This is a genomic window from Pseudomonas sp. I2 (assembly GCF_040984075.1).
GTDB classification, from domain to species: Bacteria; Pseudomonadota; Gammaproteobacteria; order Pseudomonadales; family Pseudomonadaceae; genus Aquipseudomonas; species Aquipseudomonas guariconensis_B.
In genome coordinates this window covers 1-25,734 of the sequence record NZ_JBCGFQ010000028.1, presented here as the reverse complement: position 1 = coordinate 25,734, position 25,734 = coordinate 1, and the positions used below count along the sequence as shown (strand labels likewise).

Annotated in this window: 19 protein-coding genes; 10 read left to right on the top strand and 9 right to left on the bottom strand. The window is 64.9% G+C overall.

From position 1 onward, the window contains the following. Nucleotides 1–299: 299 nt before the first annotated feature. From WCE05_RS15620 to WCE05_RS15600, 5 genes are all read right to left on the bottom strand, one after another. Nucleotides 300–1,109 (bottom strand): OmpA family protein, encoded by an 810-nt coding sequence (locus WCE05_RS15620; RefSeq protein ID WP_253091006.1) that lies wholly within the window; start codon nucleotides 1,107–1,109, stop codon nucleotides 300–302. Continuing rightward, nucleotides 1,106–1,459, bottom strand: coding sequence for a DUF4398 domain-containing protein (locus WCE05_RS15615; protein ID WP_225790373.1), 354 nt, complete (start codon nucleotides 1,457–1,459; stop codon nucleotides 1,106–1,108). Before WCE05_RS15615 ends, WCE05_RS15620 begins: the two co-directional genes overlap by 4 nt. Nucleotides 1,460–1,468: 9 nt before the next feature. Next, complete coding sequence (locus WCE05_RS15610) at nucleotides 1,469–2,290, bottom strand: ABC transporter substrate-binding protein (RefSeq protein WP_253101230.1); 822 nt, start codon at nucleotides 2,288–2,290, stop codon at nucleotides 1,469–1,471. A 104-nt stretch (nucleotides 2,291–2,394) separates the two neighbouring features. Next, complete coding sequence (locus WCE05_RS15605) at nucleotides 2,395–3,324, bottom strand: electron transfer flavoprotein subunit alpha/FixB family protein (RefSeq protein ID WP_225790371.1); 930 nt, start codon at nucleotides 3,322–3,324, stop codon at nucleotides 2,395–2,397. Next, nucleotides 3,325–4,074, bottom strand: coding sequence for an electron transfer flavoprotein subunit beta/FixA family protein (locus WCE05_RS15600; protein ID WP_225790370.1), 750 nt, complete (start codon nucleotides 4,072–4,074; stop codon nucleotides 3,325–3,327). A 590-nt stretch (nucleotides 4,075–4,664) separates the two neighbouring features. On the opposite strand from WCE05_RS15600, the gene WCE05_RS15595 reads away from it, so the two are divergent. Then, nucleotides 4,665–6,329 carry an electron transfer flavoprotein-ubiquinone oxidoreductase gene (locus tag WCE05_RS15595; RefSeq protein ID WP_368816150.1) on the top strand — a complete coding sequence of 555 codons (1,665 nt, stop codon included), beginning with the start codon at nucleotides 4,665–4,667 and terminating at the stop codon, nucleotides 6,327–6,329. A gap of 167 nt (nucleotides 6,330–6,496) precedes the next feature. Here WCE05_RS15595 and WCE05_RS15590 read toward each other — a convergent pair whose 3' ends face one another. From WCE05_RS15590 to WCE05_RS15580, 3 genes are all read right to left on the bottom strand, one after another. Next, nucleotides 6,497–7,822: an MFS transporter gene (locus tag WCE05_RS15590; RefSeq protein ID WP_225790368.1), complete on the bottom strand. Its 1,326-nt coding sequence runs from the start codon at nucleotides 7,820–7,822 to the stop codon at nucleotides 6,497–6,499. A 70-nt stretch (nucleotides 7,823–7,892) separates the two neighbouring features. Further along, nucleotides 7,893–8,378, bottom strand: coding sequence for a histidine kinase (locus tag WCE05_RS15585; RefSeq protein WP_368816149.1), 486 nt, complete (start codon nucleotides 8,376–8,378; stop codon nucleotides 7,893–7,895). Nucleotides 8,379–8,590: 212 nt separating this feature from the next. After that, nucleotides 8,591–9,067, bottom strand: coding sequence for a sigma-70 family RNA polymerase sigma factor (locus WCE05_RS15580; protein WP_225790366.1), 477 nt, complete (start codon nucleotides 9,065–9,067; stop codon nucleotides 8,591–8,593). 216 nt (nucleotides 9,068–9,283) lie between these two features. Here WCE05_RS15580 and WCE05_RS15575 point away from each other — a divergent pair, with 216 nt between their 5' ends. From WCE05_RS15575 to WCE05_RS15565, 3 genes are read left to right on the top strand one after another with little or no spacing between them, the layout of a single operon-like run. After that, the gene (locus tag WCE05_RS15575) at nucleotides 9,284–10,462 is read left to right on the top strand and encodes an efflux RND transporter periplasmic adaptor subunit (protein ID WP_368816148.1); all 1,179 of its coding nucleotides are present in this window, start codon (nucleotides 9,284–9,286) and stop codon (nucleotides 10,460–10,462) included. Then, a complete protein-coding gene (locus WCE05_RS15570; protein ID WP_368816147.1) occupies nucleotides 10,463–12,427 on the top strand; it encodes a MacB family efflux pump subunit in 1,965 nt (654 codons plus the stop codon). A 3-nt stretch (nucleotides 12,428–12,430) separates the two neighbouring features. Further along, nucleotides 12,431–13,834, top strand: a complete 1,404-nt coding sequence (locus WCE05_RS15565) for an efflux transporter outer membrane subunit (protein WP_368816146.1) — start codon at nucleotides 12,431–12,433, stop codon at nucleotides 13,832–13,834. A 695-nt stretch (nucleotides 13,835–14,529) separates the two neighbouring features. Here WCE05_RS15565 and WCE05_RS15560 read toward each other — a convergent pair. Further along, a complete protein-coding gene (locus tag WCE05_RS15560; protein ID WP_368816145.1) occupies nucleotides 14,530–16,158 on the bottom strand; it encodes a twin-arginine translocation signal domain-containing protein in 1,629 nt (542 codons plus the stop codon). A 220-nt stretch (nucleotides 16,159–16,378) separates the two neighbouring features. Here WCE05_RS15560 and pvdM point away from each other — a divergent pair, with 220 nt between their 5' ends. The 6 genes from pvdM (at nucleotide 16,379) to WCE05_RS15530 (ending at nucleotide 25,676) form a co-directional block, all read left to right on the top strand. Next, nucleotides 16,379–17,725: a pyoverdine-tailoring dipeptidase-like protein PvdM gene (pvdM, locus tag WCE05_RS15555; RefSeq protein WP_368816144.1), complete on the top strand. Its 1,347-nt coding sequence runs from the start codon at nucleotides 16,379–16,381 to the stop codon at nucleotides 17,723–17,725. 17 nt (nucleotides 17,726–17,742) lie between these two features. After that, nucleotides 17,743–19,014, top strand: coding sequence for an aminotransferase class V-fold PLP-dependent enzyme (locus WCE05_RS15550; protein ID WP_368816143.1), 1,272 nt, complete (start codon nucleotides 17,743–17,745; stop codon nucleotides 19,012–19,014). 14 nt (nucleotides 19,015–19,028) lie between these two features. Next, nucleotides 19,029–19,889, top strand: coding sequence for a formylglycine-generating enzyme family protein (locus tag WCE05_RS15545; protein WP_051101450.1), 861 nt, complete (start codon nucleotides 19,029–19,031; stop codon nucleotides 19,887–19,889). 116 nt (nucleotides 19,890–20,005) lie between these two features. Continuing rightward, the gene (locus WCE05_RS15540) at nucleotides 20,006–21,340 is read left to right on the top strand and encodes a lysine N(6)-hydroxylase/L-ornithine N(5)-oxygenase family protein (protein WP_368816142.1); all 1,335 of its coding nucleotides are present in this window, start codon (nucleotides 20,006–20,008) and stop codon (nucleotides 21,338–21,340) included. Between the two features lie 16 nt (nucleotides 21,341–21,356). After that, the gene (locus tag WCE05_RS15535) at nucleotides 21,357–23,006 is read left to right on the top strand and encodes a cyclic peptide export ABC transporter (protein ID WP_051101448.1); all 1,650 of its coding nucleotides are present in this window, start codon (nucleotides 21,357–21,359) and stop codon (nucleotides 23,004–23,006) included. Nucleotides 23,007–23,249: 243 nt separating this feature from the next. Further along, nucleotides 23,250–25,676 (top strand): TonB-dependent siderophore receptor, encoded by a 2,427-nt coding sequence (locus tag WCE05_RS15530; RefSeq protein WP_368816141.1) that lies wholly within the window; start codon nucleotides 23,250–23,252, stop codon nucleotides 25,674–25,676. The last annotated feature ends 58 nt before the right edge of the window (nucleotides 25,677–25,734 follow it).

The following is a 25,734-nucleotide window of genomic DNA, read 5'->3' as shown; positions in this document are numbered from 1 at the left end:
CTTGTGCGGCTCACTGACGAGACAGAATACCGTAACAGTTGCAAAGTGTACTGGGACAGATCGCAGAATAGTCAACAATACAGTTGCGTGACAGCCATGCGATGGATGCTGGCGCTTCGTTCCGACGAATGAAGAACTGGCCTCGTTCGCGCCCGATATGATCTGCGCCGGCCCTTTTGGGGGCGCTTCGCGACACAAGGCCGCTTTCACAGGTACGGCGCTGGATTACAGCGCAGCGTCGTACCTGTGAAAGCGGCCTTGTGTCGCGAAAGGGCTGCGCAGCAGCCCTGGCTCGAATATCAGCGCACCGGCGCCAGCTTGCCCTTGTCGTCGGAGAAGACGATCTCCACCCGCCGGTTCTGCGCCCTGCCCCGCTCCGAGGCATTGGCCTCGACCGGGTACTGGTCGCCATAACCCTCGACCTGGATGCGCTTCTCGTCGACACCGAGGTCGACCAGCATGTCGGCCACGGCCTGGGCCCGGTCGCGAGACAGCTTGAGGTTGTCCTCGGGAGCGCCGGTGCTGTCGGTATAGCCCTCGATGCGCACCACCCGACGCGGGTTGAGCTGAAGGAACTGGACCAGCTTGAGGACTGTGCGGCTGGCCGAGTTCTTCAGGTCGGCGCGCCCGGTATCGAACAACACGTCGCCCAAGGTCATCACCAGCCCTCGGTCGCTCTGCTCGGAAGCCAAGGCGGCGATCTGCGCCTCGACCCACTTGCCCTGCTGCTGCACACTGGCCAGCTTGGCCTCGCGCAAGGCCAACTGCAGGCGCTGGCGCTCCAGATCGAGCTTGGCCAGCCGCTCCTGGTTCAGCGCCAATTTGGCGTGCTCGCCGGCAATCTCGCTGTAGCGCCGGCTCAGGTAGGCATAGTGGCGAACATCGGCCCCGGTACCGATGTAGCTGGACAGACGCTCGGCCTTGGCCAGCGACTCGCCTGCGCGGATCACATCGCGGGGAGCGCTGCGCAGCACATCGGAATCGTCCTTGACCCGCTGGAATGCGGTGCTGGCCTCATCCAGCGCCGAGGCGCTGCGCTGGCTGGCGCAGCCCTGCAACCCGACCAGCGCCAGCACCGCCAGGGCGGCCATCGATGGCTTGCCCATCATGGCTGCACCTCCAGCTGCTTGCGCAGGCGCGTGACCCGCGATTGCAGCAGCTCGAGCTGCTCCTCGCTCTTGCTGGTCAGCACCTGGGCCTCGGCCAGACGCGCATCCAGCTCGGCCTGCTCGGCACGCATGCGCGCTTCACGGTAGCTTGCACGGGTCATGTTGGCCTTGGCCCGCGCCAGTTTGTCTTCAGCCAGCTTGAGCGCCTCCACCTGGTCGGTGGCGCCGACGGCCTTGGCCTGCTCCAACGCCTGTTCGGACAAGCGCAGTTGCTCGTTGGGCGCCGGATCGTTGGCGCAGCCCGACAGGCCAAGCACGACCAGGGCCAGGATCAATGGTTGGGTTCTCACGCAATCTTCCTACTGTTTGGGAGCATCCTGCGGCCCCTGCATCTGTGCCTTCCAGCGCTCGACATTGCGCTGCAGCACCGCCTCGGATGCCCCGGAAATCGGCAATTCTGTCAGTTTTTTCGCCAGTTGTCCGCGCAACCAGGCGTCATTGCAGGCCGAATTGTGCGACACGGCCAGGTACAGGCCCGGGCGGTCCACCGGCAGGCCACGGGCGATCAGGTCGTTGCCCATGCCCAGGCTCTGCATCATGCCCATGCCCGCATAACGGCCAGCCAGCACGTAGTCGACCTGACCCAGCACCAGCTTCTGGAACGCCTGGGTCAGGTTCTGCGCCGGCTCCAGATTGAGCTGGGCCTTGGCAAAGGCTTCGAAGGCCGGCGTCAGGCGTGCCCTTTCCGAGAGGCTACCCCGATAGCGGGCCAGGTCCGCCGGGCCATCGAACACCACCGAGGCGTCATGACGAGTCCAGACCAGATACTCGTTGAGCTGCAGGGGCGGATGGATATAGTCCAGCGCGGTCAACTGGCCTACCTGCATGGGGGTATCGACCAGCAGGTCCATGCGCCCGCTGCGTACCTCCTCCAGCGCCTGCTCGCGCTTACCGGCGTGCAATACCTCGAGCGACACGCCAAGCTCCCTGGCCACCTGGCGCAGCAAGTCGACATTGGCGCCGATCAGGTGCCGGGGATCGTTCGGGTCCTGCCAGGAATACGGTGGCGCATCCGGGCTGCCGGTCGCCACCAGGCGCTCGCACTTGCCCGCCGCCATCGCCAGCGGCGACAGCAGCGCTGCCACGCAGGCCAGCGCCCTGCCCGTTCCGCGAAACTCCATGCCTCACTCCTCACGCTATCAACCCTGCAGGCTCGGCCTCGCACACAAAAAAAGCCCGGCCCCCTGCAGGAGGGCCGGGCTTCTTTATAAGTGAAGCAGGCGGATCAGACCAGCTTTTCCAGCTCCGGAACCGCTTCGAACAGGTCCGCGACCAGGCCGTAGTCGGCGACCTGGAAGATCGGCGCCTCCTCGTCCTTGTTGATCGCCACGATCACCTTGGAGTCCTTCATGCCCGCCAGGTGCTGGATGGCACCGGAGATACCCACGGCGATGTACAGCTGCGGCGCGACGATCTTGCCGGTCTGGCCGACCTGCATGTCGTTGGGCACGAAGCCTGCGTCGACCGCGGCGCGGGAAGCGCCGACGGCAGCGCCGAGCTTGTCGGCCAGGGCGTACAGGTGCTTGAAGTTGTCACCGTTGCCCATGCCGCGGCCGCCGGAAACGACGATCTTGGCAGCGGTCAGCTCAGGACGGTCGGACTTGGCCAGCTCTTCACCGACGAAGGCGGACTTGCCGGCGTCGTGCACGGCGCCAACAGCCTCGACCGCAGCCGAGCCACCTTCGGCGGCCACGGCGTCGAAGCCGGTGGCGCGCACGGTGATGACCTTGACGCCAGCGCTGGATTGCACGGTGGCAATGGCGTTACCGGCGTAGATCGGGCGCTTGAAGGTGTCGGCGGATTCGACCGAGATGATCTCGGAGATCTGGTCGACGTCCAGCAGTGCGGCGACGCGCGGCAGGATGTTCTTGCCGTTGGTGGTGGCCGGGGCCAGCACGTGGCTGTAAGCCTTGCCCAGCTCGGCAACCAGCGGGGCGACGTTTTCCGGCAGCAGGTGGGCGTAGGCGGCGTTGTCCGCGACCAGCACCTTGGCAACGCCGGCGATCTTGGCGGCGGCCTCGGCAACGCCAGCGACGTTCTGGCCAGCGACCAGCACGTGGATATCACCACCGATCTTGGCGGCGGCAGCGACAGTGTTCAGGGTAGCCGGGGCTACGGCACCATTCTCGTGTTCAGCGACAACCAGGATAGTCATTTAGATTACCTTCGCTTCGTTCTTCAGCTTCTCGACCAGTTCGGCCACCGACTTGACCTTGATACCGGCGCTGCGCGCAGCCGGCGCTTCGACCTTCAGGGTCTTGTTGGTGGAGGCGGTGGAAACGCCCAGCGCATCCGGCGTCACGGTCTCCAGCGGCTTCTTCTTGGCCTTCATGATGTTCGGCAGCGACGCGTAGCGTGGCTCGTTCAGGCGCAGGTCGGTGGTCACGATCGCCGGCAGGTTCAGCGCGACGGTCTGCAGGCCGCCATCGATCTCGCGGGTGACGTTCAGCTTGTCGCCAGCGACCTCGACCTTGGAGGCGAAGGTGCCCTGGGCATAGCCGGTCAGCGCAGCGAGCATCTGGCCAGTCTGGTTGTTGTCGCTATCGATGGCCTGCTTGCCGAGGATCACCAGTTGTGGCTGTTCCTTGTCGACCACGGCCTTGAGGGCCTTGGCCACGGCCAGGGAGTTCAGCTCTTCACTGGTTTCGACCAGGATGGCGCGGTCGGCGCCGAGGGCCAGGGCGGTACGCAGCTGCTCCTGGGCAGCGGTGGGGCCGATGGTAACGGCGACGATCTCGGTGGCCACACCCTTCTCTTTCAGGCGCACGGCTTCTTCGACGGCGATCTCGCAGAAGGGGTTCATGGACATCTTGACGTTTGCAAGGTCGACGCCGGAGTTGTCCGCCTTGACGCGAACCTTGACGTTGTAGTCGACCACTCGTTTGACAGCTACAAGAACCTTCATGGATTCCTCGTTACTCTCCGGTGAAAAGAATGTCGCCTGGGGCAATTAGGCTTTGTACGAAAAGTGCCTGCGCGATCTTTCGTACAAACCCTACCCCTGCGATTGCGCGTGGGTACAAGGGCACCTCTAAAAACGTTCCGGCGCAGAGGAAATTTCCAGTGACCGATAAGTCCTATCGCGACTGCCAGGGCAAAACCGACGGGTCATTTCCTGTCGTGGCGTGTAGACTCCACTACAAAACGGGATTCGGCCTGAAAACCCTGCTCCACGCCTGGTCTTTAGGGGTGCACCTGCGCCCGACGGTCAGCCTACGGCGAGCGTAAAACCGCTCGTATCTTGACCGTAACACCCAATCCGGTCAATACGGCAAATTGGCCAGCCTCCAGCCGCGCTCCAGTGATTTTACTGGGCTCCGGCAAATTCAAACAAACGTTTGTATTGGACCCGCCAAGTGGTGTAGATATAATGCGCGGCCAAGAGAAAACGGTGTAGTCCGTCGTTCACGAAGCTACAGCTTGCGTAGCCGTGCGTAGGCATCCGACACCCAATAAGACAAGCAACAGCGATGAGCCTTGAGTAGGAGAGAACCAGTGGAACGCGAATACATGGAATTCGACGTGGTCATCGTCGGCGCCGGCCCGGCGGGCCTGTCCGCCGCCTGCCGCCTGAAGCAGAAGGCCGCCGAAGCCGGTAGCGAGATCAGCGTCTGCGTGGTCGAGAAAGGCTCCGAGGTCGGCGCCCACATCCTCTCCGGCGCGGTGTTCGAACCCCGTGCCCTGAACGAGCTGTTCCCCGACTGGAAAGAGCTCGGCGCGCCGCTGAACACCGAGGTCAAGCGCGACGACATCTATGTGCTCAAGGATGCCGGCAGCTCGACCAAGGTCCCTGACCTGTTCGTGCCCAAGACCATGCACAACCAGGGCAACTACATCATCTCCCTGGGCAACCTGTGCCGCTGGCTGGCCCAGCAGGCCGAGAACCTGGGCGTGGAGATCTACCCGGGCTTCGCCGCCCAGGAAGCGCTGTTCGACGACAACGGCGTAGTCCGCGGCATCGTCACGGGCGATCTGGGTGTCGACCGCGAAGGCAACCCCAAGGACGGCCTGTACACCCCCGGCATGGAGCTGCGCGCCAAGTACACCCTGTTCGCCGAAGGCTGCCGTGGCCACATCGGCAAGCAGCTGATCAAGCGCTTCGACCTCGACAGCGAGTCCGACGTCCAGCACTACGGCATTGGCCTGAAGGAAATCTGGGAAATCGAACCGGCCAAGCACGAACAAGGCCTGGTGGTGCACACCGCCGGCTGGCCGCTGGATGTGCTGAGCGCCGAGAACACCGGTGGCTCCTTCCTCTATCACCTGGAGAACAACCAGGTCGTGGTCGGCCTGATCGTCGACCTGTCCTACGCCAACCCCTACCTGTCGCCGTTCGATGAGTTCCAGCGCCTTAAGCACCACCCGGTGATCAGCCAGTACCTCGAAGGCGGCAAGCGCATCAGCTACGGCGCCCGCGCCATCTGCAAGGGCGGCCTGAACTCGCTGCCGAAGATGGTGTTCGACGGTGGCGCACTGATCGGTTGCGACCTCGGCACCCTGAACTTCGCCAAGATCAAGGGCAGCCACACGGCCATGAAGTCCGGCATGCTCGCCGCCGAGGCAGTGGCCGACGCGCTGGCCGCCGGCCGCGAAGGCGGCGACAAGCTCGAGGGCTATGTCGATGCCTTCAAGGCCAGCTGGCTGTACGAAGAACTGTACGCCAGCCGCAACTTCGGCCCGGCCATGCACAAGTTCGGCCCGATCTTCGGCGCAGCCTTCAACTATGTCGACCAGAACTGGTTCGGCGGCAAGCTGCCGTTCACCTTGCACGACACCAAGCCGGACTACGCCTGCCTCAAGCTCGCGGCCGACGCGAAGAAGATCGACTACCCCAAACCCGACGGCAAACTCAGCTTCGACAAACTCAGCTCGGTGTTCCTCTCCAGCACCAACCATGAAGAAGAACAGCCCTGCCACCTGAAGCTCGCCGACCCGAACGTGCCGATCGCCAGCAACCTGCCGCTGTACGACGAGCCGGCCCAGCGCTACTGCCCGGCTGGCGTGTACGAAGTGGTCACCCAGGAAGACGGCAGCAAGCGCTTCCAGATCAACGCGCAGAACTGCGTGCACTGCAAGACCTGCGACATCAAGGACCCGGCCCAGAACATCACCTGGGTCACCCCTGAAGGCGCGGGCGGGCCGAACTACCCGAACATGTAAGATCCACTGCGGGCCCCAGGGGCCGCTTTGCAGCCCCAAATGGCGACTGAAGGCCTTGAATGACCACATGAGGCCTTCCCCGCCCCACGAAAAAGCCCCCTGGCCACATGGCTCGGGGGCTTTTTCATATCTGGCAGTGCGTACTTCCTCGATCAGGCGCTATCGCCTCATTTGTCACCACACATGATCGGCACAGGCTCCGCGGCGAACCCCAAGGGCTCCCGACGCCCGAAGTACAAGGCCGTGAGCAACCCGACCACACCCATGGCCAGACAGAAGCCGACACACACCCACGGGCTCCACGGCATCAGCGCGATCAGCGCCAGCGGCGTGGTGCTGGCCCACAGGGCGTAGGCGATGTTGTAGGTGAAGGAGATACCAGAGACACGAATCTCGGCCGGGAACAACCCGACCATCACCGACGGCACCACCCCCACCACACCGCAAGACAACCCGGCCAACGCATAGGCCAGCCAGGTCCAGCCCACCTGCCCCACCAGGCTCGCGTACAGCGCACCGATCCCCACGGGCAGCAGCAGGCTGTAGATCACCAACGCGCGCCAGGCACCGATGCGGTCGACCAGCATGCCTGCCAGCACGCAGCCGATGTTGAGAAAGACGATCCCCACGCTGCTCAAGGCGAAGGTGTCTGCGGCGGCGATGCCGAAGCGCTGTTGCATCACTGTCGGGGTGATCACCACCAGCACCACCACCGCCGAGGTCAGCACGCAGGTCAACAGTGCCGCCGGGACCAGGGCACGGCGATGCTCGCCCAGCACGCTGCGCAGCGGGAAGGCCACCGGCTGCGCCTGGCGCTCGCGCAAGGCCAGGAACACCGGCGTCTCGCTCAGCCAACGGCGCAGCCAGACACCGATGACGCCAAAAACACCACCGAGCAGGAAGGGATAACGCCAGGCGTAGTCGAGGATCTCCTGCGGGCTGTACAGCTGCGCCAGCAAGGTCGCGGTCAGGGCGCCAAGCAGGTAGCCAAACGTCAGCCCGGCCTGCAGGAAGCCCAGGGCATAGCCTCGCCGCCCGGGCGGGGCATGCTCGGCGACGAAGGTCCAGGCACTGGGCACCTCGCCACCCACCGCCGCGCCCTGCAGGATGCGCAGGGCCAGCAGGAGCAGCGGCGCGGCATAGCCGATGTCGGCGTAGGTCGGCATCACCCCGATCAGCAAGCACGGCAGGGCCATCATCAGGATGCTCAGGCTGAACACCCGCTTGCGCCCCAGGTGATCGGCGAAGTGGGCCATGAGGATGCCCCCCAGGGGCCTGGCCAGGTAGCCGGTGACGAAGATCCCGAAACTTTGCAGCAGGCGCAGCCATTCGGGCATCTGCGGCGGAAAGAACAGCTGGCTCAGGGTCAGGGCGAAGAACACGAAGATGATGAAATCGTAGATTTCCAGCGCGCCGCCCAGCGCCGCCAGGCCAAGGGTCCGGTGGTCGCTGCGGCTTAACCGGGCCTGGCGCGGGGTATCGATGGCAGTCATGGCAGGGGTCCTGCAGATCGGCAAAGGGCAAGAGGATAGCAAATGCCCGCTGCCTGTGGTCCTGCATGCCTCAGCTCGTGCGGCTGAACACGGTCTGGGCGAAGTTCATGCGTGGCCTGGGACGCGGCGCCCCGGCACAGAGCCCAGGCGGCAGGGGCACCTGCCCCACCACCACCGGCAGGTCGATGATCGCCATGAACGACTCCAGCGCCTCGCTGTCCGGCACCCTGGCCAGGCTGACATTCACCGCATGCCGTTCGGCCTGCGGCACCGCGGGTACTTTCAGGTGCTGCGCGTGGTACAACAGGGCATGCTGAATCTGCGGGCTGACGCGGCAGAAGCGCGCCAGGTCGACGCCGGCATGGCTGGCCAGCTCGATATTGCCGACCAGCAGGTTGAACGGCTGCAACGCGCTCTCGACCAGGCGTTGCAGGTCGTCGAAGCTGTCCACGGGGGCGATGCGGTAATAGCCCAGCCCATTGAGCATCTTCTCCAGTTGCAGGCGCTGGCAGGGGTGCTCTTCGGCGATGAGGATGCGCATGGATTTGTTCGGCATCATCCGGACCTGGGCAGTTGGCTGTTGAGAGACGCTCCCTGACCATACTGCGCCAGTGCAGGCTGCCGCCAGGACGGTGCCTGGCGGGGTCTTCATTGATAGTTGTCGGGAAACCAGGAGAAATCAAGTCGCCAGCACCGGGAATTTCCACGCCCTGGGGTTTTCAGCGACGCCCCTGCCTGCCAGGGACCACCTGGCCATCGACCGGCGTCTCAGGACTCCCACTGGCGCATGCGCAGCCGGCAGTGCTTCATGGCATTGACGATGTGCTTTTCCACCAGGCTGCGCGAGATCCCCAACTGCTCGGCGATCTGCTGGTGCGACAGGCCCTCGAGCTTGCGCAGCAAGAAGCTGTCGCGGCAAGGCCCACTGAGTTCGTCCAGGGCCCGCTGCATCAGGTCCAGGCGCTGGTCCAGTTGCAGGCGCTGCGATAGCGCCGGGCCATGCCAGCGCTCATCGCTGTCGAGCACTTCCAGCGGCTCGGCCTGGCGCACCAGGTGGCGCCGATGACGATCGACCACCAGGTTCAACGCGGTGCGATAGAGAAAGGCGCGCGGATGCTCGATCCGCTGTGCGTCGGTACGTTCCAGTACACGCAGGTAGGCATCATGGGCGACATCCTCCGCCGCCTGGCGATTGCCCAGGCGCGCGGATAAGAAGCTCACCAGTTCGCGATAGTAATGTTCCACGACGGCACCTGGGGTCTCCCTGCTGACGCTGAAAAACAGGGGTGCGGGACTTGAGTGATATCAACACGGCATCTTACAAATTATAATTATTCTCAGCAACATACAGCCGTCGCCTCCCTCCAGCTAAATCTCCGCTCCTTGCCTTCGTTTATCTGGGACCGCCTTGCACGCTACGATCTGGCAGCGAGCGGCCATCACCTCTGGCTGGAAGTACGCATGAGACGTTTAACCAACACCCGCCGTCGTATCCTGCTCGGTGGCCTGGGCTTGCTTGGCCTGGGTGCGCTGCTGGCCTGGAAGACCCTGCCATTCGGCGCGCTGCCGGTCGATACCGTGACCGTCACCCGCGCCGACATCGAGAGCAGCGTCACCGCCCTGGGCACCCTGCAGCCGCGCCGCTACGTCGATGTCGGCGCCCAGGCCTCCGGGCAGATCCGCAAGTTGCACGTGGAAGTCGGCGACGAAGTCCGCCAGGGCCAGTTGCTGGTGGAGATCGATCCCTCCACCCAGCAGGCCAGGCTCGACGCCGGGCGCTACTCGATCGAGAACCTCAAGGCCCAGCTCGCCGAACAGCGCGCCCAGTTCCAGCTGGCCCAGCAGCAGTACCGGCGCCAGCGCGACCTGGCCGCCGCCGGCGCCACCCGCGAAGAAGACCTGCAGGCAGCCAACGCCCAGCTCAAGGTGACCCAGGCCCGCATCGACATGTACCAGGCGCAGATCCGCCAGGCCCAGGCCAGCCTGCGCAGCGACGAGGCGGAGCTGGGCTATACCCGCATCTATGCCCCCATGACCGGTACCGTGGTCGCCGTGGACGCCCGCGAAGGCCAGACCCTCAATGCCCAGCAGCAGACACCGTTGATCCTGCGCATCGCCAAACTCTCGCCGATGACCGTCTGGGCCCAGGTGTCCGAGGCCGACATCGGCAAGGTCGAGCCCGGCATGACTGCCTACTTCACCACCCTGGCCGGTGGCAAGCGCCGCTGGACCAGCACCGTGCGGCAGATCCTGCCGATCCCGCCCAAGCCGCTGGACCAGGCCAGCCAGGGCGGCGGCAGCCCTACCAGCGCCACCGCCGGCACCACCGGCGCCCAGGTGGTGCAATACACCGTGCTGCTCGACGTGGACAACCCGGACGGCGCTCTGATGGCCGAGATGACCACCCAGGTGTTCTTCGTCGCCGGCCAGGCCAGCCAGGTGCTCACCGCGCCGCTGGCGGCCCTGGACGACGCCGGCACCGACGGCCTGCGCCTGGCCCAGGTGCTCACCCGCGACGGCAAGGTCGAACAGCGCAAGGTGCGCACCGGCCTGAGCGACCGCCTGCGCGTGCAGATCCTCGATGGCCTCGCCGAAGGCGAGCAACTGGTCATCGGCGCCCCGGCCGCCAGCGGAGGTTGAATGACAGCGCCCCTGATCGAACTCAGCGACATCCGCAAGCACTACGGCGGCATCGACTCGCCGAAGGTGGAAGTCCTGCGCGGCATCAGCCTGAGCATCCACCCCGGTGAGTTCGTCGCCATCGTCGGCGCCTCCGGCTCGGGCAAGTCGACCCTGATGAACATCCTCGGCTGCCTCGACCGCCCCACCAGCGGCAGCTACCGCTTCGCCGGCAAGGATGTCGCCGAACTGGACAGCGACGAACTGGCCTGGCTACGCCGCGAGGCCTTTGGCTTCGTGTTCCAAGGCTATCACCTGATCCCCTCCGGCTCGGCCCAGGAGAACGTCGAGATGCCGGCCATCTATGCCGGCACCCCGGCCGCCGAGCGCCACGCCCGCGCAGCTGCCCTGCTCGATCGCCTGGGCCTGGCCAGCCGCACCGGCAATCGTCCGCACCAGTTGTCTGGCGGCCAGCAGCAGCGGGTGTCGATCGCCAGGGCCCTGATGAACGGCGGCCACATCATCCTCGCCGACGAACCCACCGGCGCCCTGGACAGCCACAGCGGCGCCGAAGTCATGGCCCTGCTCGACGAACTGGCCAGCCAGGGCCATGTGATCATCCTCATCACCCACGACCGCGAAGTGGCGGCCCGGGCGCGACGGGTGATCGAGATCCGCGACGGCCTGATGATCAGCGACTCGGCGGCCGACCAGCCTGCCGGCCAAGCGCACCCCGGCCTGCAGGCCGACGACCTGCGCCAGCGCCTGGACCGCGGTGCCACCCTGCGCGGGGCCTGGAAGGGCGAATTGCTCGAGGCCCTGCAAGCGGCCTGGCGGGTCATGTGGATCAACCGCTTCCGCACCGCCCTGACCCTGCTCGGCATCGTCATCGGCGTGGCCTCGGTGGTAGTGATGCTGGCTGTCGGCGAAGGCAGCAAGCGCCAGGTCATGGCGCAGATGGCGGCGTTCGGCTCGAACATCCTCTACCTCAGTGGCCGCCACGCCACGCTGCGCGAGCCGGCCGGCATCGTCACGCTGGACGATGTCGCCGCCATCGCCCAGTTACCCCAGGTCCAGCGCATCATGCCGGTGATCGGCGACCAACTGACCGTGCGTCACGGCAACAACAACCAGCAGTTCTATGTCGGCGGCAATAACACCCAGTTCTCCGAGATCCTCAACTGGCCAGTCGTCGAAGGCAACTTCTTCACCGAAGCTGACGAACAGGCTGCCGCCGCCGTCGCGGTGATCGGCCAGAAGGTCCGGGACAAGCTCATGGAGCCTGGCAGCGATCCGCTGGGCCAGTACCTGCTGATCGGCAACGTGCCCTTCCAAGTGGTCGGCCTGCTCGCCGGCAAAGGTGCCAGCTCCGGCGACCAGGACAGCGACGAGCGCATCGTAGTGCCCTACTCCGCCGCGTCCGTGCGCCTGTTCGGCAAGCAAGACCCGGAATACGTGATCATCGCCGCTGCCGATTCGAGCCGGGTTAGCGAGACCGAGCGGGCAATCGCCCACCTGATGCGCCAGCGCCACCAAGGCAAGCAGGACTTCGAACTGACCAACGACGCCGCACTGATCCAGGCCGAGGCGCGCACCCAGAACAGCCTGTCGCTGATGCTCGGTGCCATCGCCGCGATTTCCCTGCTGGTCGGCGGTATCGGCGTGATGAACATCATGCTCATGACCGTGCGCGAACGTACCCGCGAGATTGGCATCCGCATGGCCACCGGTGCCCGCCAGCGCGATATCCTGCGTCAGTTCCTCAGCGAGGCGGTGATGCTATCGATGGTCGGCGGGGTGACGGGTATCGTGCTGGCACTGTGCATCGGTGGCGGCCTGATGCTCGCCGGCATCGCCGTGGCATTCGCCCTACCCGCCATTCTCGGCGCCTTCACCTGCGCCGTCATCACCGGCGTGGTGTTCGGTTTCATGCCGGCCCGCAAGGCTGCGCGCCTCGATCCGGTCAAAGCCCTTACCAGCGTATAGCCCATGACATTGCCAAGCCGCATCAGCCTGTTGACCCTCAGCCTGGCCCTGGCCGCCTGCAGCACACCGCCCGCCCCCGAGGCCGGCATTGCCGCGCCGCCAACCTGGCAATCCCGTGCCGACGCTCCCAGCCAGGCCCTGCCGGATGCCCATTGGTGGCAAGCCTTCGCCAGCCGCGAGCTGGACCGCCTGATCGAACGCGCCCGGCACAACAGCCACGACCTGGCCGCCGCCGCGGCACGGGTGCGCCAGGCCCAAGCCCAAGCCGTGATCGCCGGCGCTCCGCTGCTGCCGGAACTGACGTTCGGCTTGGACGGCAGCCGCCAGCGCCTGTTGCGCGGCGACGGCAACGACCAACTCGACGCCAGCAGCAGCGAGCGCACCAGCACCTCATTCGGCACGCGCTTGAGCGCCAGCTACGAGGTCGATTTCTGGGGCGGCATCCGCGCCGCCCGCGACAGCGCCCTGCATGGCCTGGACGCCAGCCGCTTCGATCGCCAGACGGTGGAGCTGACCCTGATCAGCGCCGTCGCCGATAGCTACCTGCAGGGCCTGGCCCTGGAGGAACAGCTGCGTATCGCTCGGCTCAACCTCGAAAACGCCCGGGACGTGCTGGGCCTGGTCGAGGCACGCCAGCGTTCTGGCTCGGCCACGCGACTGGAGCTGGCGCAGCAACGCAGCCTGGTGGCGGCACAAGAGCGCCAAGTGCCCCTGCTGGAGCAGCAATGGCAGGACAACCGGATAACCCTCGCCACCTTGCTCGGTGATCCGGTGCAGGCATTGCCGGACACCAACGAATCGATCGGCGCGCTGCGCTGGCCGGCGATCGGCAGCGGCGTGCCCAGCGACCTGCTCGGCCGGCGCCCCGACATTGCCGCCGCCGAGGCCCGCCTGGCCGCCGCCAGCGCCAACGTACAAGTGGCCAGGGCCGCCATGTTGCCCAAGCTGACCCTGGGAGCGGACCTGGGCAGCGGTGCACGGACCTTCGGCGATATCCTCGACAGCCCCTTCTATACCCTGACTGCCGGCATTGTCGCACCCATCTTCAACAACGGCCGCCTGCGCGCCGAACGTGAACTGGCCAGTGCCGAACAGGAAGAGCTACTGCACGACTATCGCGCCGCAATCCTGGCAGGCTTCGCCGACGTGGAAAAAGCACTCAATGCGATCCATGGCGTAGACCGCCAGCAGCAGTGGCAGGACCAGGAGGTACAGGAAGCCCGCACCGCCTTCGACCTTGCGCAGCAGCGCTACAGCGCCGGCGCCGAGACGTTGCTGACCGTGCTGGAAACCCAGCGCACGCTGTATGTCGCCCAGGACCAACAGGCGCAACTGCACCTGGCTCGGCTGCAGGGCAGCGTAGCGTTGTACAAGGCATTGGGAGGTGGCTGGCAGGTCGAGCGCTGATGCCTGTCAGATAGCGTCAAGGGGCTGGGTGATCTCCCACAGGTAATTACGCGATTCCTGTGGGAGATCACACAGCCCTACGGGCTGCGCTGTCGCGCAGAGAACTCAATTCGTAAGCGCGACGCGGCCTGTGTGGGAGCGGGCGTGTCGAGGCGTCGAACCGCCGCGAAGAATCCAACGCGGTGGCTGGCACCGGCTACGCCGGTGTTCGCGGGCACGCCCGCTCCCACAAGGACCCTGCTAAATCAATAAGTTATGTATTGTTCTATGAGAGTCCGCCCGCCGCCCAGGCGCCGCGCTGTCGCGCAGCAAACAGGATGCGCATGACTTTAGATCTGCGCTGACATCTAGATACTGAAAAGCATTCGGCGACTGATCCGCGTAAGTCAGCCGCCGAATGCTTTGCTATGGTTCCCAATGCGCGGGAAAGAGGCCGTAGACAGCACTGGTGTGCAGCTTTGCTCCCGAATGAGAGAGTGGCCCAAATGGCATCGGCGTTAGTCCCTGTCGGCACAGCTTGCTGTGACCACGTATAGAAGAGTGAACACTTCGCCGCCATTGAACCCGCGGACCTGTTTTTTCGCTAGAAAGAACAGTGGGTTACCTTTTGTTTGATAGAAGCTGGCTTGCCTGCGATGGGCCGCAAAGCGGCCCAAGATTACCTAACACTGGCATTAGGCTAAACCCGCACGGTGTCAGCGCCGCGCCAGTTTCAGGTTGCGGGCATACCAGGGCCGCTGCGGCACCTTCGGCCGCAAGCTGGCAAACAGGTCGTCATCAGCGAAGATGATGCGCAGCGCCAACTTCATGGTCTCTGGGTCCATCTCCACACTGTGCCCCGGCCGCAGCCCCGGCACCGTGGAGCAGCCATGGGTATCCGGCCCCAGCCATGGGTCGGCTACCTCTACCCAACGCCCCGGCGCGAACCACGGTACACCGTTGACCTCGGTGCGCCGCACCTGGCCGGGATGCACACGCTCATGGGCGCGAAACCAGTCCTCGATGCGATCATCGATCCAACCATGGAAGTGCCAGAACACCGGGTTTACATGGGACGAGAACGGGTCGCCGAGAAAGTCGTTTTCCGCTTCGAACCAGCGTGCGGCAAAGTCCTCCGGCTGGCGCGCGAACGGCACCGGCAAGCCGCTGGACGGGTCGCGCGGCACCGAGGCCCAGCGCATGTGCAACCAATCGTGGAGGCCCAGCTCCATCTCCGAACCGAACTGCCCGAGGGTGAGAGTACTCAGGTAATGCGGGTCGGTGTACCTCGACTCCCAGACCTGGAAGTTCCCGTAGAAGGTATCCGGCGTCTTGATATCGCGCACCCACTGGGTATACGCGGCATCGTCCGAAGCCAGCCAGGTGGGTGGCAAGGCCGTACCGTCATGGTTGTCGAAATAGCTGGCGAAGCCGACTCGGTCGCGTTCGAGCTCTGGCTGCGGGAGTGGGAAACGCGCCCACGACGGCAGGTCCTGGATGGCCCGGGCGGCACGCAGCATGTGCCGGTGCATGAAGAAAAAGTCCTCGCCCGAGCCATTGCGATCCTTGTGCCGGCCACGGGCGTCACGCTCCTGGTCGCGCGGCCCAGGCTGCCAACCCAAGCCGCGTAGGGCCGCCTGCTTGTCCTTGTCGAGGTTGTGCCACTTATCACGCGAGGCATGCCACAACTGGTGGAACAGACGGTGCTCCGGCGCAATCAGCCAGGCCAGCAAGGCCGAGGACAAAGGCGTGCGCTCGCGTGCCTCGGGGAAACTGCGCTTGAGCGCAAGAAATTTGTTGTCCTGCACGGGTAGGGTCAACGAACGCCCCAGCGCCGCGATGCGCCCATTCAGGGTGGCCTGCCCGGCATTACCGAACCCACCCCAGACTTCGTCGAGTACCACCGTGCACTGGTAGTCCGCCTGGTCTTCCCCCGGCCAGGTAGGAAACAGCCGCCAACGCAAGGCCCTGTTCGTATCCACCAGCAGGTCACCAAGCACTCGGTAACGCGGCTCCTCGGTACCCCGCAGGCGCTCAGGCGTGTCCAGGTAACCACGCAGGCCGCGGCCACTTGGGGCAACATCGAGAAACATTTCCAGTTCACCCTCAGGCAGGCCGGGCAGCCCGGCATCTTCCCCCTGCAGGGTAAAACGCCAGATACCGCGCAAGGTGTCGCCCAATTGCTGCAGCGCCGCGTCGGCCAGTTCCACCACCGCCTCGCCGGGGGTTTCCGGAAACTGCTCGTCAAACCGCTGGCGTTGCACGTGCTGCGCATACATCGCGCCGGGCACCGCCACGCCTGCCAATGCCACACCGGCGATGAACCCGCGTCGAGAAATCGTCATTGCAACTACCTGAGCATTCATTGCGGCCGTGGAGCACGGCCCGTCCAAGGCTAAAACGTTGCGCCATCGGCGAAATTTAGCGCCAAGCGTGGCTCAGCCTGGTGCGAAGCTGGCGATAAATTTACCCGGCCGTCGCTCGTTCACCTGATACCCAAGCCCTGCCCAAGCAGCACGCTTCATGTCGGCAGGCCGCCCCGATCAATCGTGCAACGAGATGGCAATGACCAAGACCCGTTCCCGCAAGGCCCTGTACATTGGCCTACCCCTGGCCCTGGTGGCCGCCCTGGGGGGTGCCGCCGGCTATTTTTCCTGGCAACAGCAGCACGCCGGCTACCCGCTGAAAATCGTGCAACAGGCCAACGACCTGCACGAGCACATGCTGTCGTTCGACAGCCATGTCACCGTGCCCCTCGATCTGGGCAGCGCCGGCCACGAACTCGACAAGGACGGCCCGGGCCAGTTCGACCTGGTCAAGGCCAACCGTGGTCGCCTGTCCGGTGCGGCACTGACCATCTTCGGCTGGCCGGAAATCTGGAACGGCCCAAACGCCCCGCACCGCCCTACCCCCGGTTTCGTCGATGCCGCCCGGCAGGAACAGGAAGCCCGCTACAAGATCATCAGCGGGATGGTCCGTGACTTCCCCAACCAGGTCGGCATCGCCTACACCCCCGACGACTTCCGCCGACTCAATGGCGAAGGCAAGTTCGCCATCTTCATCAGCATGCTCAACGCCTACCCACTGGGCCACGACCTGTCGCAGCTGGACTTGTGGGCTGCGCGCGGCATGCGCATGTTCGGTTTCAGCTACACAGGCAACAACGACTGGGCCGATTCCTCGCGCCCACTGCCGTTCTTCAACGACACCGCCGATGCCCTTGGTGGCCTGTCGCCGCTGGGTGAGCAGGCGGTCAAGCGCCTCAACGATCTGGGCGTGATCATCGACGTATCGCAGATGTCCACCCTGGCGCTTGAAGATGTCGCCCGCCTTACCCGCGCACCAATGGTCGCCTCGCACTCCGCGCCCCGGGCGCTGGTAGACATCCCTCGCAACCTCTCCGACAAGGAGATGCAGTTGATCAAGGACAGCGGCGGTGTCATCCAGGTGGTCGGCTTCGGCCAGTACCTCAAGCCCCTGAGCAAGCCGGTGATGGAAAAACTCGACGCCCTGCGCGCGCGCTTCGACCTGCAACCCCTGCAGGGCCTGGCCAACGCCCTGATGCCGGGCGATGCGGTGATCGCCATCTGGCCCGAAGCGCGTTTCGGCGAATACGCAAGCGCGCTGTACAGCACGCTGGAAGAAGAACCCAAGGCTACCCTCGCGCAGTACGTCGACGCCATCGACTATACGGTGAAGAAAGTCGGCATCGACCATGTCGGCATCAGTTCGGACTTCAACGATGGCGGCGGCCTGGACGGTTGGAACAACGTCGGCGAAATCCGCAACGTCACCGCCGAGCTGCTGACCCGAGGCTACAGCGAAACGGACATCGCGAAACTCTGGGCGGGCAACTTCCTGCGCGTCTGGGAACAGGTGCAGAAAGCCGCCCATCCCGTCGCCAATCGCTGATCAAGGCCCGCACACACATGAGTAACCGCCGCACCTTCCTCAAACAGGCCGGGCTGTTGGCCGCCAGCCTGCCACTGCTACCCCAGGCTTTGGCCCAACCCGCCAAGCCGTTGGCCGGCCCGGACAAGTGGCGCAACCTACGCGAGCTGTTTCCACTCGACCCGCAGATTGCGCATTTCGCCAACTTCCTGGTCACCGCCCACCCACGCCCGGTACAGGAAGCCATCGACCGCCACCGCGCCGACCTCGACCGCAACCCCGCCGCGCTGATGGACTGGGAAAGCCAGTACGAATGGCAGCGCGAAGATGAAGTACGCGAGTGGGCCGCGCGCTACCTGGAGGTCGGCCCGCGCCAGATCGCCCTGACCGGCAGCACCACCGAAGGCCTGGCGATGATCTATGGCGGCCTCAAAGTCGGCGCCGGGCAGGAGATCCTGATTACCGAGCACGAACACTATTCCGCGCAGAAGGCGCTGGAGTTCCGCAACCAGCGCCAAGGCACCGCGGTGCGCCAGATCCGCCTGTTCGACGACCCATGGACGGTCTCCACCGACCAGGTGCTGAGCACCCTCGACAAGGCCATCAAGCCCAACACCCGGGTGCTGGGCATGACCTGGGTGCACTCTGGCAGCGGCGTCAAGCTGCCGGTGGGCGAGATCGGTGAACTGGTGCGCCGACACAACCGCGAGCGCAGCGAAGCCGAGCGCATCCTGTATGTGGTCGACGGCGTGCATGGCTTCGGCGTGGAGAACGCCCGCTTCGCCGACTTCAACTGCGACTACTTCATCGCCGGTACCCACAAGTGGATGTTCGGCCCGCGCGGCACCGGGATCATCTGCGCCGCCTCCACCGGCATGCAGCACCTGGTGCCCAGCGTCGCCACCTTCTCCCGCGATGAGGACTTCGCCACCATCATGACCCCGGGCGGCTACCACGCCTTCGAGCACCGCTGGGCCGCCGGCGAAGCGTTCAAGCTGCACCTGCAGCTGGGCAAGGCCGAGGTGCAGCAGCGCATCCACCAGCTCAACAGCCTGCTCAAACAGCGCCTGCTCGAGCACCGCCAGATCCAGCTGGTGACCCCGCGCAGCGAACAGTTCTCCGCCGGTTTCACCTTCTTCCGCATCAAGGATCGTGAAGCCGACGCCGTCGCCGCGCACCTCACCACCAACAAGGTGATGTGCGACGCCGTATACCGCGACGTCGGCCCGGTGATCCGCCTGGCGCCAAGCCTGCTCAACGACGAGCAGCAGATAGACCGGGCCATGTCCCTCATTACCCAGCAACTTTGAACAAGGCATCTTCCATGAGCGCACCTCTGCACCGCCTCACCCTGGCCGCCGTGCTGGCCGCCTGCAGCCTGCCGGCCCTGGCCGCGCAGCCGTCGGACAAGCCCGGCACGGTGTTCCGCGACTGCGACAAGACCTGCCCGGAAATGGTCGTGCTGCCCGCCGGCACCTTCACCATGGGCACCCCGCCCGACGAGATGGGTCGCCAGGACGACGAAGGTCCGCAGCACCCGGTGACCTTCGCCAAGCCGTTCGCCATCAGCCGCTTCCAGATCACCGCCGGTGAATGGGCCGACTACCAGAAGGCCACCGGCATCGTCATCGCCGACGGCGACGATCGTCCCGGACGGCGCTGCACCAACAGCAAGCCCAGCTACCAGCAAGGCCCTCGCCAGCCGGCGGTGTGCATGAGCTACGAAGACATCGAGCACTATGTGGCCTGGCTGTCGAAGAAGACCGGCAAGCACTACGCCATGGTCAGCGAAGCCCAGCGCGAATACGCCGCACGCGGCGGCAGCACCGGCATGTTCCCGTTCGAGCCGGACGCCAATCTCGAGATCAGCAAGAACGCCAACGTCTACGGCCCCAAGGACGGCTTCAGCTACAGCTCACCGGTGGGCAGTTTCCCGGCCAATGCCTTCGGCGTGTACGACATGCACGGCAACGTCTACGAGTGGGTCGCCGACTGTTACCACGACAGCTATGTCGGCGCGCCGGCCGACGGCAGCGCCAGGAAGGAAGCCGACTGCCGGCAGATCTCGATCCGCGGCAACGACTGGGGCGAGGCGCCGATCTTCTCGCGCTCGGGCAACCGCAACACCACAGTGCGCGACGACCGTGGCGACTGGATCGGATTCCGCGTGGTCCGCGAGCTGTAAAGCGCCCGGCGGCGGTAAATTCTCCGCCAGCAGGCTCGTTCCTATCGGTGTACTTGCGCAGGACACGGGGCGCCCTTCAGCGGCGCCCCCACTCGACCATCCAAGGAACCGCAACCATGAGCCAGACCTCTTCCCCCGAAAAAATCCACGACCTCATCGGCGTCGGCTTCGGCCCTTCCAACCTGGCCCTGGCCATCGCCCTGGAAGAGCTCGCCGAGACCAACGGCCACGCCCTCGACGCCCTGTTCATCGACAAGCAGACCGACTACCGCTGGCACGGCAACACCCTGGCCACCCAGAGTGAGCTACAGATCTCCTTCCTCAAGGACCTGGTTTCGCTGCGCAACCCTACCAGCCCCTACAGCTTCGTGAACTACCTGCACCAGAAGCAGCGCCTGGCCGACTTCATCAACCTGGGCACCTTCTACCCCTGCCGCCTGGAGTACAACGACTACCTGCGCTGGGCCGCCGAGCACTTCGCCACCCAGGCGGTGTACGGCGAGGAAGTGCTGCGCATCGAACCTGAGCTGCGCGAGGGCAAGGTCGACCACCTGCGCATCGTCTCCCGCGCCCCGCAGGGCCGTGAAACCCAGCGCCGTGCCCGCTCGGTGGTGGTCGGCAGCGGCGGCACGCCGAAGATCCCCGACGCCTTCCGCGCCTTCAAGAACGACCCGCGGGTATTCCACCACTCCCAGTACCTGAGCGCACTGCAGCAGCTGCCTTGCAACGAAGGCAAGCCGATGCGCATCGCCGTGGTCGGCTCCGGGCAGAGCGCCGCCGAGGCCTTCATCGATCTCAATGACAGCTATCCATCGGTCAAGGTCGACATGATCCTGCGCGCCTCGGCCCTCAAACCGGCCGACGACAGCCCGTTCGTCAACGAGATCTTCGCCCCCGAGTACACCGACCTGGTGTTCAACCAGCCCCACGCCGAGCGCGAGAAGCTGGTCAGCGAATACCACAACACCAACTACTCGGTAGTCGACGTCGACCTGCTCGAGCGCATCTACGGCATCCTTTACCGCCAGAAGGTCGCCCATCAGTACCGCCACGCCGTACTGTGCCGCCGCACCATCGAAGAGGTGGTGGAAACTGCCGCAGGCATCGAGCTGACCTTGCGCGACCTGGCCACCGATGTGCGCCAGACCCACCGCTACGACGCGGTGATCCTCGCCACCGGCTACGAACGCCGCTCGCACCGCGAATTGCTGGCGCCACTGCAGCAGCACCTGAAGGACTTCGAGGTGGACCGCGACTACCGCGCGCTGGCCAACCCCGCGTTCGGCGCCAACGTCTACCTGCAAGGGTTCTGCGAAGCCTCCCACGGCCTGAGCGACACGCTGCTGTCGGTATTGCCGGCACGCGCGGCGGAGATCGGCCAGTCGCTCTACCAGCACCTGGGCAAGCAGGCCAGCAACGCGCCGGCCAGCCTGCGCCAGACCTGCGCCTGAGGACGGGAACCAGCCGATGAGCACTTCCAACCGCGGGGCCCTGCGTGAATTGCTGGCCCTGCTCAGGCCATTCTGGCCGATCGTCACCCTGTCCATCTTCCTCGGCATGATCGGGGGCCTGAGCGTGACCACGCTGTTGGCCACCATCAACGGCGCGCTGCACGCCGAGGGCGACCTGGGGCACAGCCTGATCCTGGGCTTTGCCGGGTTGTGCCTGCTGGCACTGGTGAGCACGATCCTGTCGGATATCGGTACCAACTATGTCGGCCAGCACATCATCGCCCGCCTGCGTAAAACACTGGGGGAGAAGGTGCTCGCCGCGCCGATCGAGCAGATCGAGCGCTTTCGCAGCCACCGTCTGATTCCGGTACTGACCCATGATGTCGACACCATCAGCGACTTCGCCTTCGCCTTCGCGCCCCTGGCGATCTCGCTGACGGTGACCTTGGGCTGCCTGGGCTACCTGGCCATGCTGTCATGGCCGATGTTCCTGCTGATGCTGGCGGCCATCGCCGTGGGCACCAGCGCCCAGTACCTGGCGCAATCGGTAGGCGTGCGTGGCTTCATGGCCGCCCGCGACGCAGAGGACGACCTGCAACGCCAGTACAACGCCGTCGCCGGTGGCGCGAAGGAACTGCGCATCCACCGCCCACGTCGCCACCGCATGTTCGTGCATGGCATCCAGGCCACCGCGGATTTCATCTGCAAGACCCAGATCCGCGCGATCAACACCTTCGTGATCGCCAAGACCTTCGGCTCCATGCTGTTCTTCGTGGTCATCGGCGTCGCACTGCTGATGCACGGTGCCGGCCCTGGACAGGACAAAGCGGTCATCAGTGGCTTCGTCCTGGTGCTGCTGTACATGAAAGGCCCGCTGGAACACCTGATCGGCACGCTGCCCATCGTCGGCCGTGCCGGCATCGCCTTCCAGCGCATCGCCGATCTTTCCCGGCAGTTCTCCTCCCCCGAGCCGCACCTGCTGCTGACCGACGCACCGGCTGCCAAGGCCACGGTGCGCAGCCTGGAACTGGTCGAAGTGAGCTACGCCTTCCCAGCGGTGGGCGATGCCGCGCCCTTCCGACTGGGGCCGGTCAACCTGCGGATCGAACAGGGCGAAATCGTCTTCATCGTCGGCGAGAACGGCTGTGGCAAGACCACGCTGATCAAGCTGTTGCTGGGACTCTACGCACCACAACAGGGGCATATCGCACTGGATGACAAGATCATCGATGCCAGCGACAGGGACCAGTATCGCCAGCTGTTCACCACGATCTTCGCCGACTACTACCTGTTCGACGATGTGATCCAGGGTGAACAGAGCATTCCCGAAGATGCCAACCAGTACCTGGAACGCCTGGAAATCTCACACAAGGTGAGCATCCAGGACGGCAAGTTCACCACCACCGACCTGTCCACCGGGCAACGCAAGCGTCTGGCGCTGATCAATGCCTGGCTGGAGCATCGCCCGGTGCTGGTGTTCGACGAGTGGGCGGCCGACCAGGACCCGACCTTCCGCCGGATCTTCTACACCGAGCTGCTGCCCGACCTCAAGCGCCTGGGCAAGACCATCATCGTGATCTCCCACGATGATCGCTACTTCGATATCGCCGACCAGTTGGTACGCATGGAAGCCGGTCGCGTGGTCACCCAGCACGTCCCGGCCTGACCACTCCGACGAGCGCGGCGCACGGCCCGGCCTGTCCGGAGCACGGCGCCGCGATCCGCCCGCAAGGAAGCTGGAACAGTCGACGCCATAGCATTACCCCCTCGGGGTTTTCATCAGATAAATCGCAAAAGACAGATTGTTGATTCTGTTTTTCCGGTTTTCAATCCGTGATGCGTCTAATTATCAGTTACTGATTATTCCAAAAGAAAAACTGCCCACTTCCTTCAGGAGTCCCTTTCACCCATGCACCGCCCGAATCTGTCCCCGACCCCTCTGGCACGCGCCGTACGTCCATCGCAGTCGAACCGTACGGTACTGCCGGGCGCCCTGCTCGCCCTGATGCTGCTGGGGAGCAGCGCAGCGCACGCCGAGCAGGTCTCCGTCAACATCACCGCCCAGCCGCTGTCCACCGCCTTGCAGCAACTGGGCCAGCAGACTCAGATGCAGATCCTCTACAGCCCAGAGTTGGTGCAAGGTTTGAAGTCCAGCCCGGTATCCGGCTCGCTGTCGACCGACGAGGTGCTGCAGCGCATGCTCCAAGGCAGCGGCCTGTCCTACCGCGTGGACGGCCACACCATCCTGCTGATGCCGCCACCCAGTGCCGGCGAGGCCGCACTGGAGCTGAGCCCGACCTCGATTTCGGGCATGGCGCCGGGCTCGGTCACCGAAGGCTCCGGCCTGTACACCACCTACATGTCCAGTAGTTCGACGCGCCTGAACCTGACCCAGAAGGAAACCCCGCAATCGGTCACCGTGGTCACCCGCCAGCGCCTGGACGACCAGAAGCTGACCAACCTGACCGAGGTGCTCGAGGCCACCCCAGGCATCACCGTGCTCCGCACCGGCATCGGCGCCGAGAACGACACCTACTGGTCGCGCGGCTTCCAGATCAACAACTTCGAGATCGACGGTGTTCCCACCTCCCCTCGCCTGGACAACACCACCCAGAGCACGGCGATGTACGACCGTGTCGAGATCGTGCGTGGCGCCACCGGCCTGATCAGCGGCACCGGCACCCCGTCGGCGACCATCAACATGATCCGCAAGCGCCCGACCGCGACCTTCCAGGGCAGCGTGACCGCCGAAGCTGGCAGCTGGGACCGTTACGGCACCGGATTCGACGTCTCCGGCCCACTGACCGACAGCGGCAACGTCCGCGGGCGTCTGGTGGTCGACTACAAGACCCAGAACTCTTTCGTCGACCGCCTCGAGCAGGATACGCAGCTGATCTACGGCATCTCCGAGTTCGACCTCAGCGAAGCAACCATGCTGACCGTCGGTTTCAGTTACCTCAAGACCCAGGTCAACGACCCGCTGCGCACCGGCTTCCAGGTCCGCTACGCCGACGGCAGCAAGACCGACTTCAGCCGCTCGAAGAACAGTTCGCCGACCTGGTCGTACAACGACCGCAAACAGACCAATGTCTTCACCTCCCTCGAGCATCAGTTCGACAACGGCTGGAGCGGCAAGGTCGAGCTCAGCCACAGCGTCATGGACTTCGACGAGCTGATCAACTACATGAACGGCGAGATCAGTTCGGTGGACGGCTCCGGCGCCTACATGTACCCCAACCGCTGGTCGGGCAAGCCTCGCCAGAACAACCTCGACGCCTACCTGACCGGCCCGTTCACCCTGTTCGGTCGCGAGCATGAGCTGATCACCGGCGTCACCCTGTCCCGCTACACCGAAAACACCCCGGATTACGGTGGCTGGTTCGGTCCCTGGACCGGCTATGACGGCACCATCGACAATATCTGGGACTGGAAAGGCCAGGGCCCGCGCCCGGACACCACCACCGTCGGCAAGACCTACATCCAGGAAAACCAGTACGCCGCCTACATGACCGGTCGCTTCCACGTGACCGACGACCTGGCCGTGATTCTCGGCGGTCGCGTCACCGACTGGCGACGCACCAGCGACTACCAGAACTGGAACGATCCGACGCTCGACAACAAGAGCGACGAAAACCGCCACGGCGTGTTCCTGCCCTATGCCGGCGTGGTCTACGACCTCAACGACACCTGGTCGGTCTACGGCAGCTACACCAAGATCTTCAACCCGCAGCCCTATGGCGTGCACGATGAGAAGTTCAAGGCCCTCGACCCACAGGAAGGCACCGGTTACGAGCTGGGCGTGAAAGGCAGCTTCAACGACGAAAAACTCAACGCCAGCCTGGCGCTGTTCCGCATCGAACAGGACAACCTGCCCGTCTATGTGCGTGCGCCGGACATCTACCGCGCCGAGCAGGACACCACCACCAAGGGCGTGGAGCTGGAGCTCAACGGCGAGCTGGCCGAGGGCTGGCAGGCGTTCGCCGGCTATGCCTACAGCGTCAGCACCGACTCCGACAACAACCGCATCGTCACCAACACCCCCCGTCACAGCGCCAAGACCTTCACCACCTATCGCCTGCCCGGCATTCTGGACAACAAGCTGACCATCGGCGGTGGCGTGAACTGGCAGAGCAAGACCGGCCAGGACCTGCACACCTTCACCCAGGGCAGCTATGCCGTGACCAACCTCATGGCGCGCTACGACATCACCCAGAACCTGAGCGCATCGCTCAACCTCAACAACGTCTTCGACCGCAAGTACTTCTCCTACGTCGACAGCTGGGGCGTGTACGGCGCGCCCCGCAACTTCATGACCAGCGTGCAGTACAAGTTCTGACCGCAACACGACCCAGGGCGCCAGGCCCTGGGTCGTGGGCCTGGCGCCACACCCCACG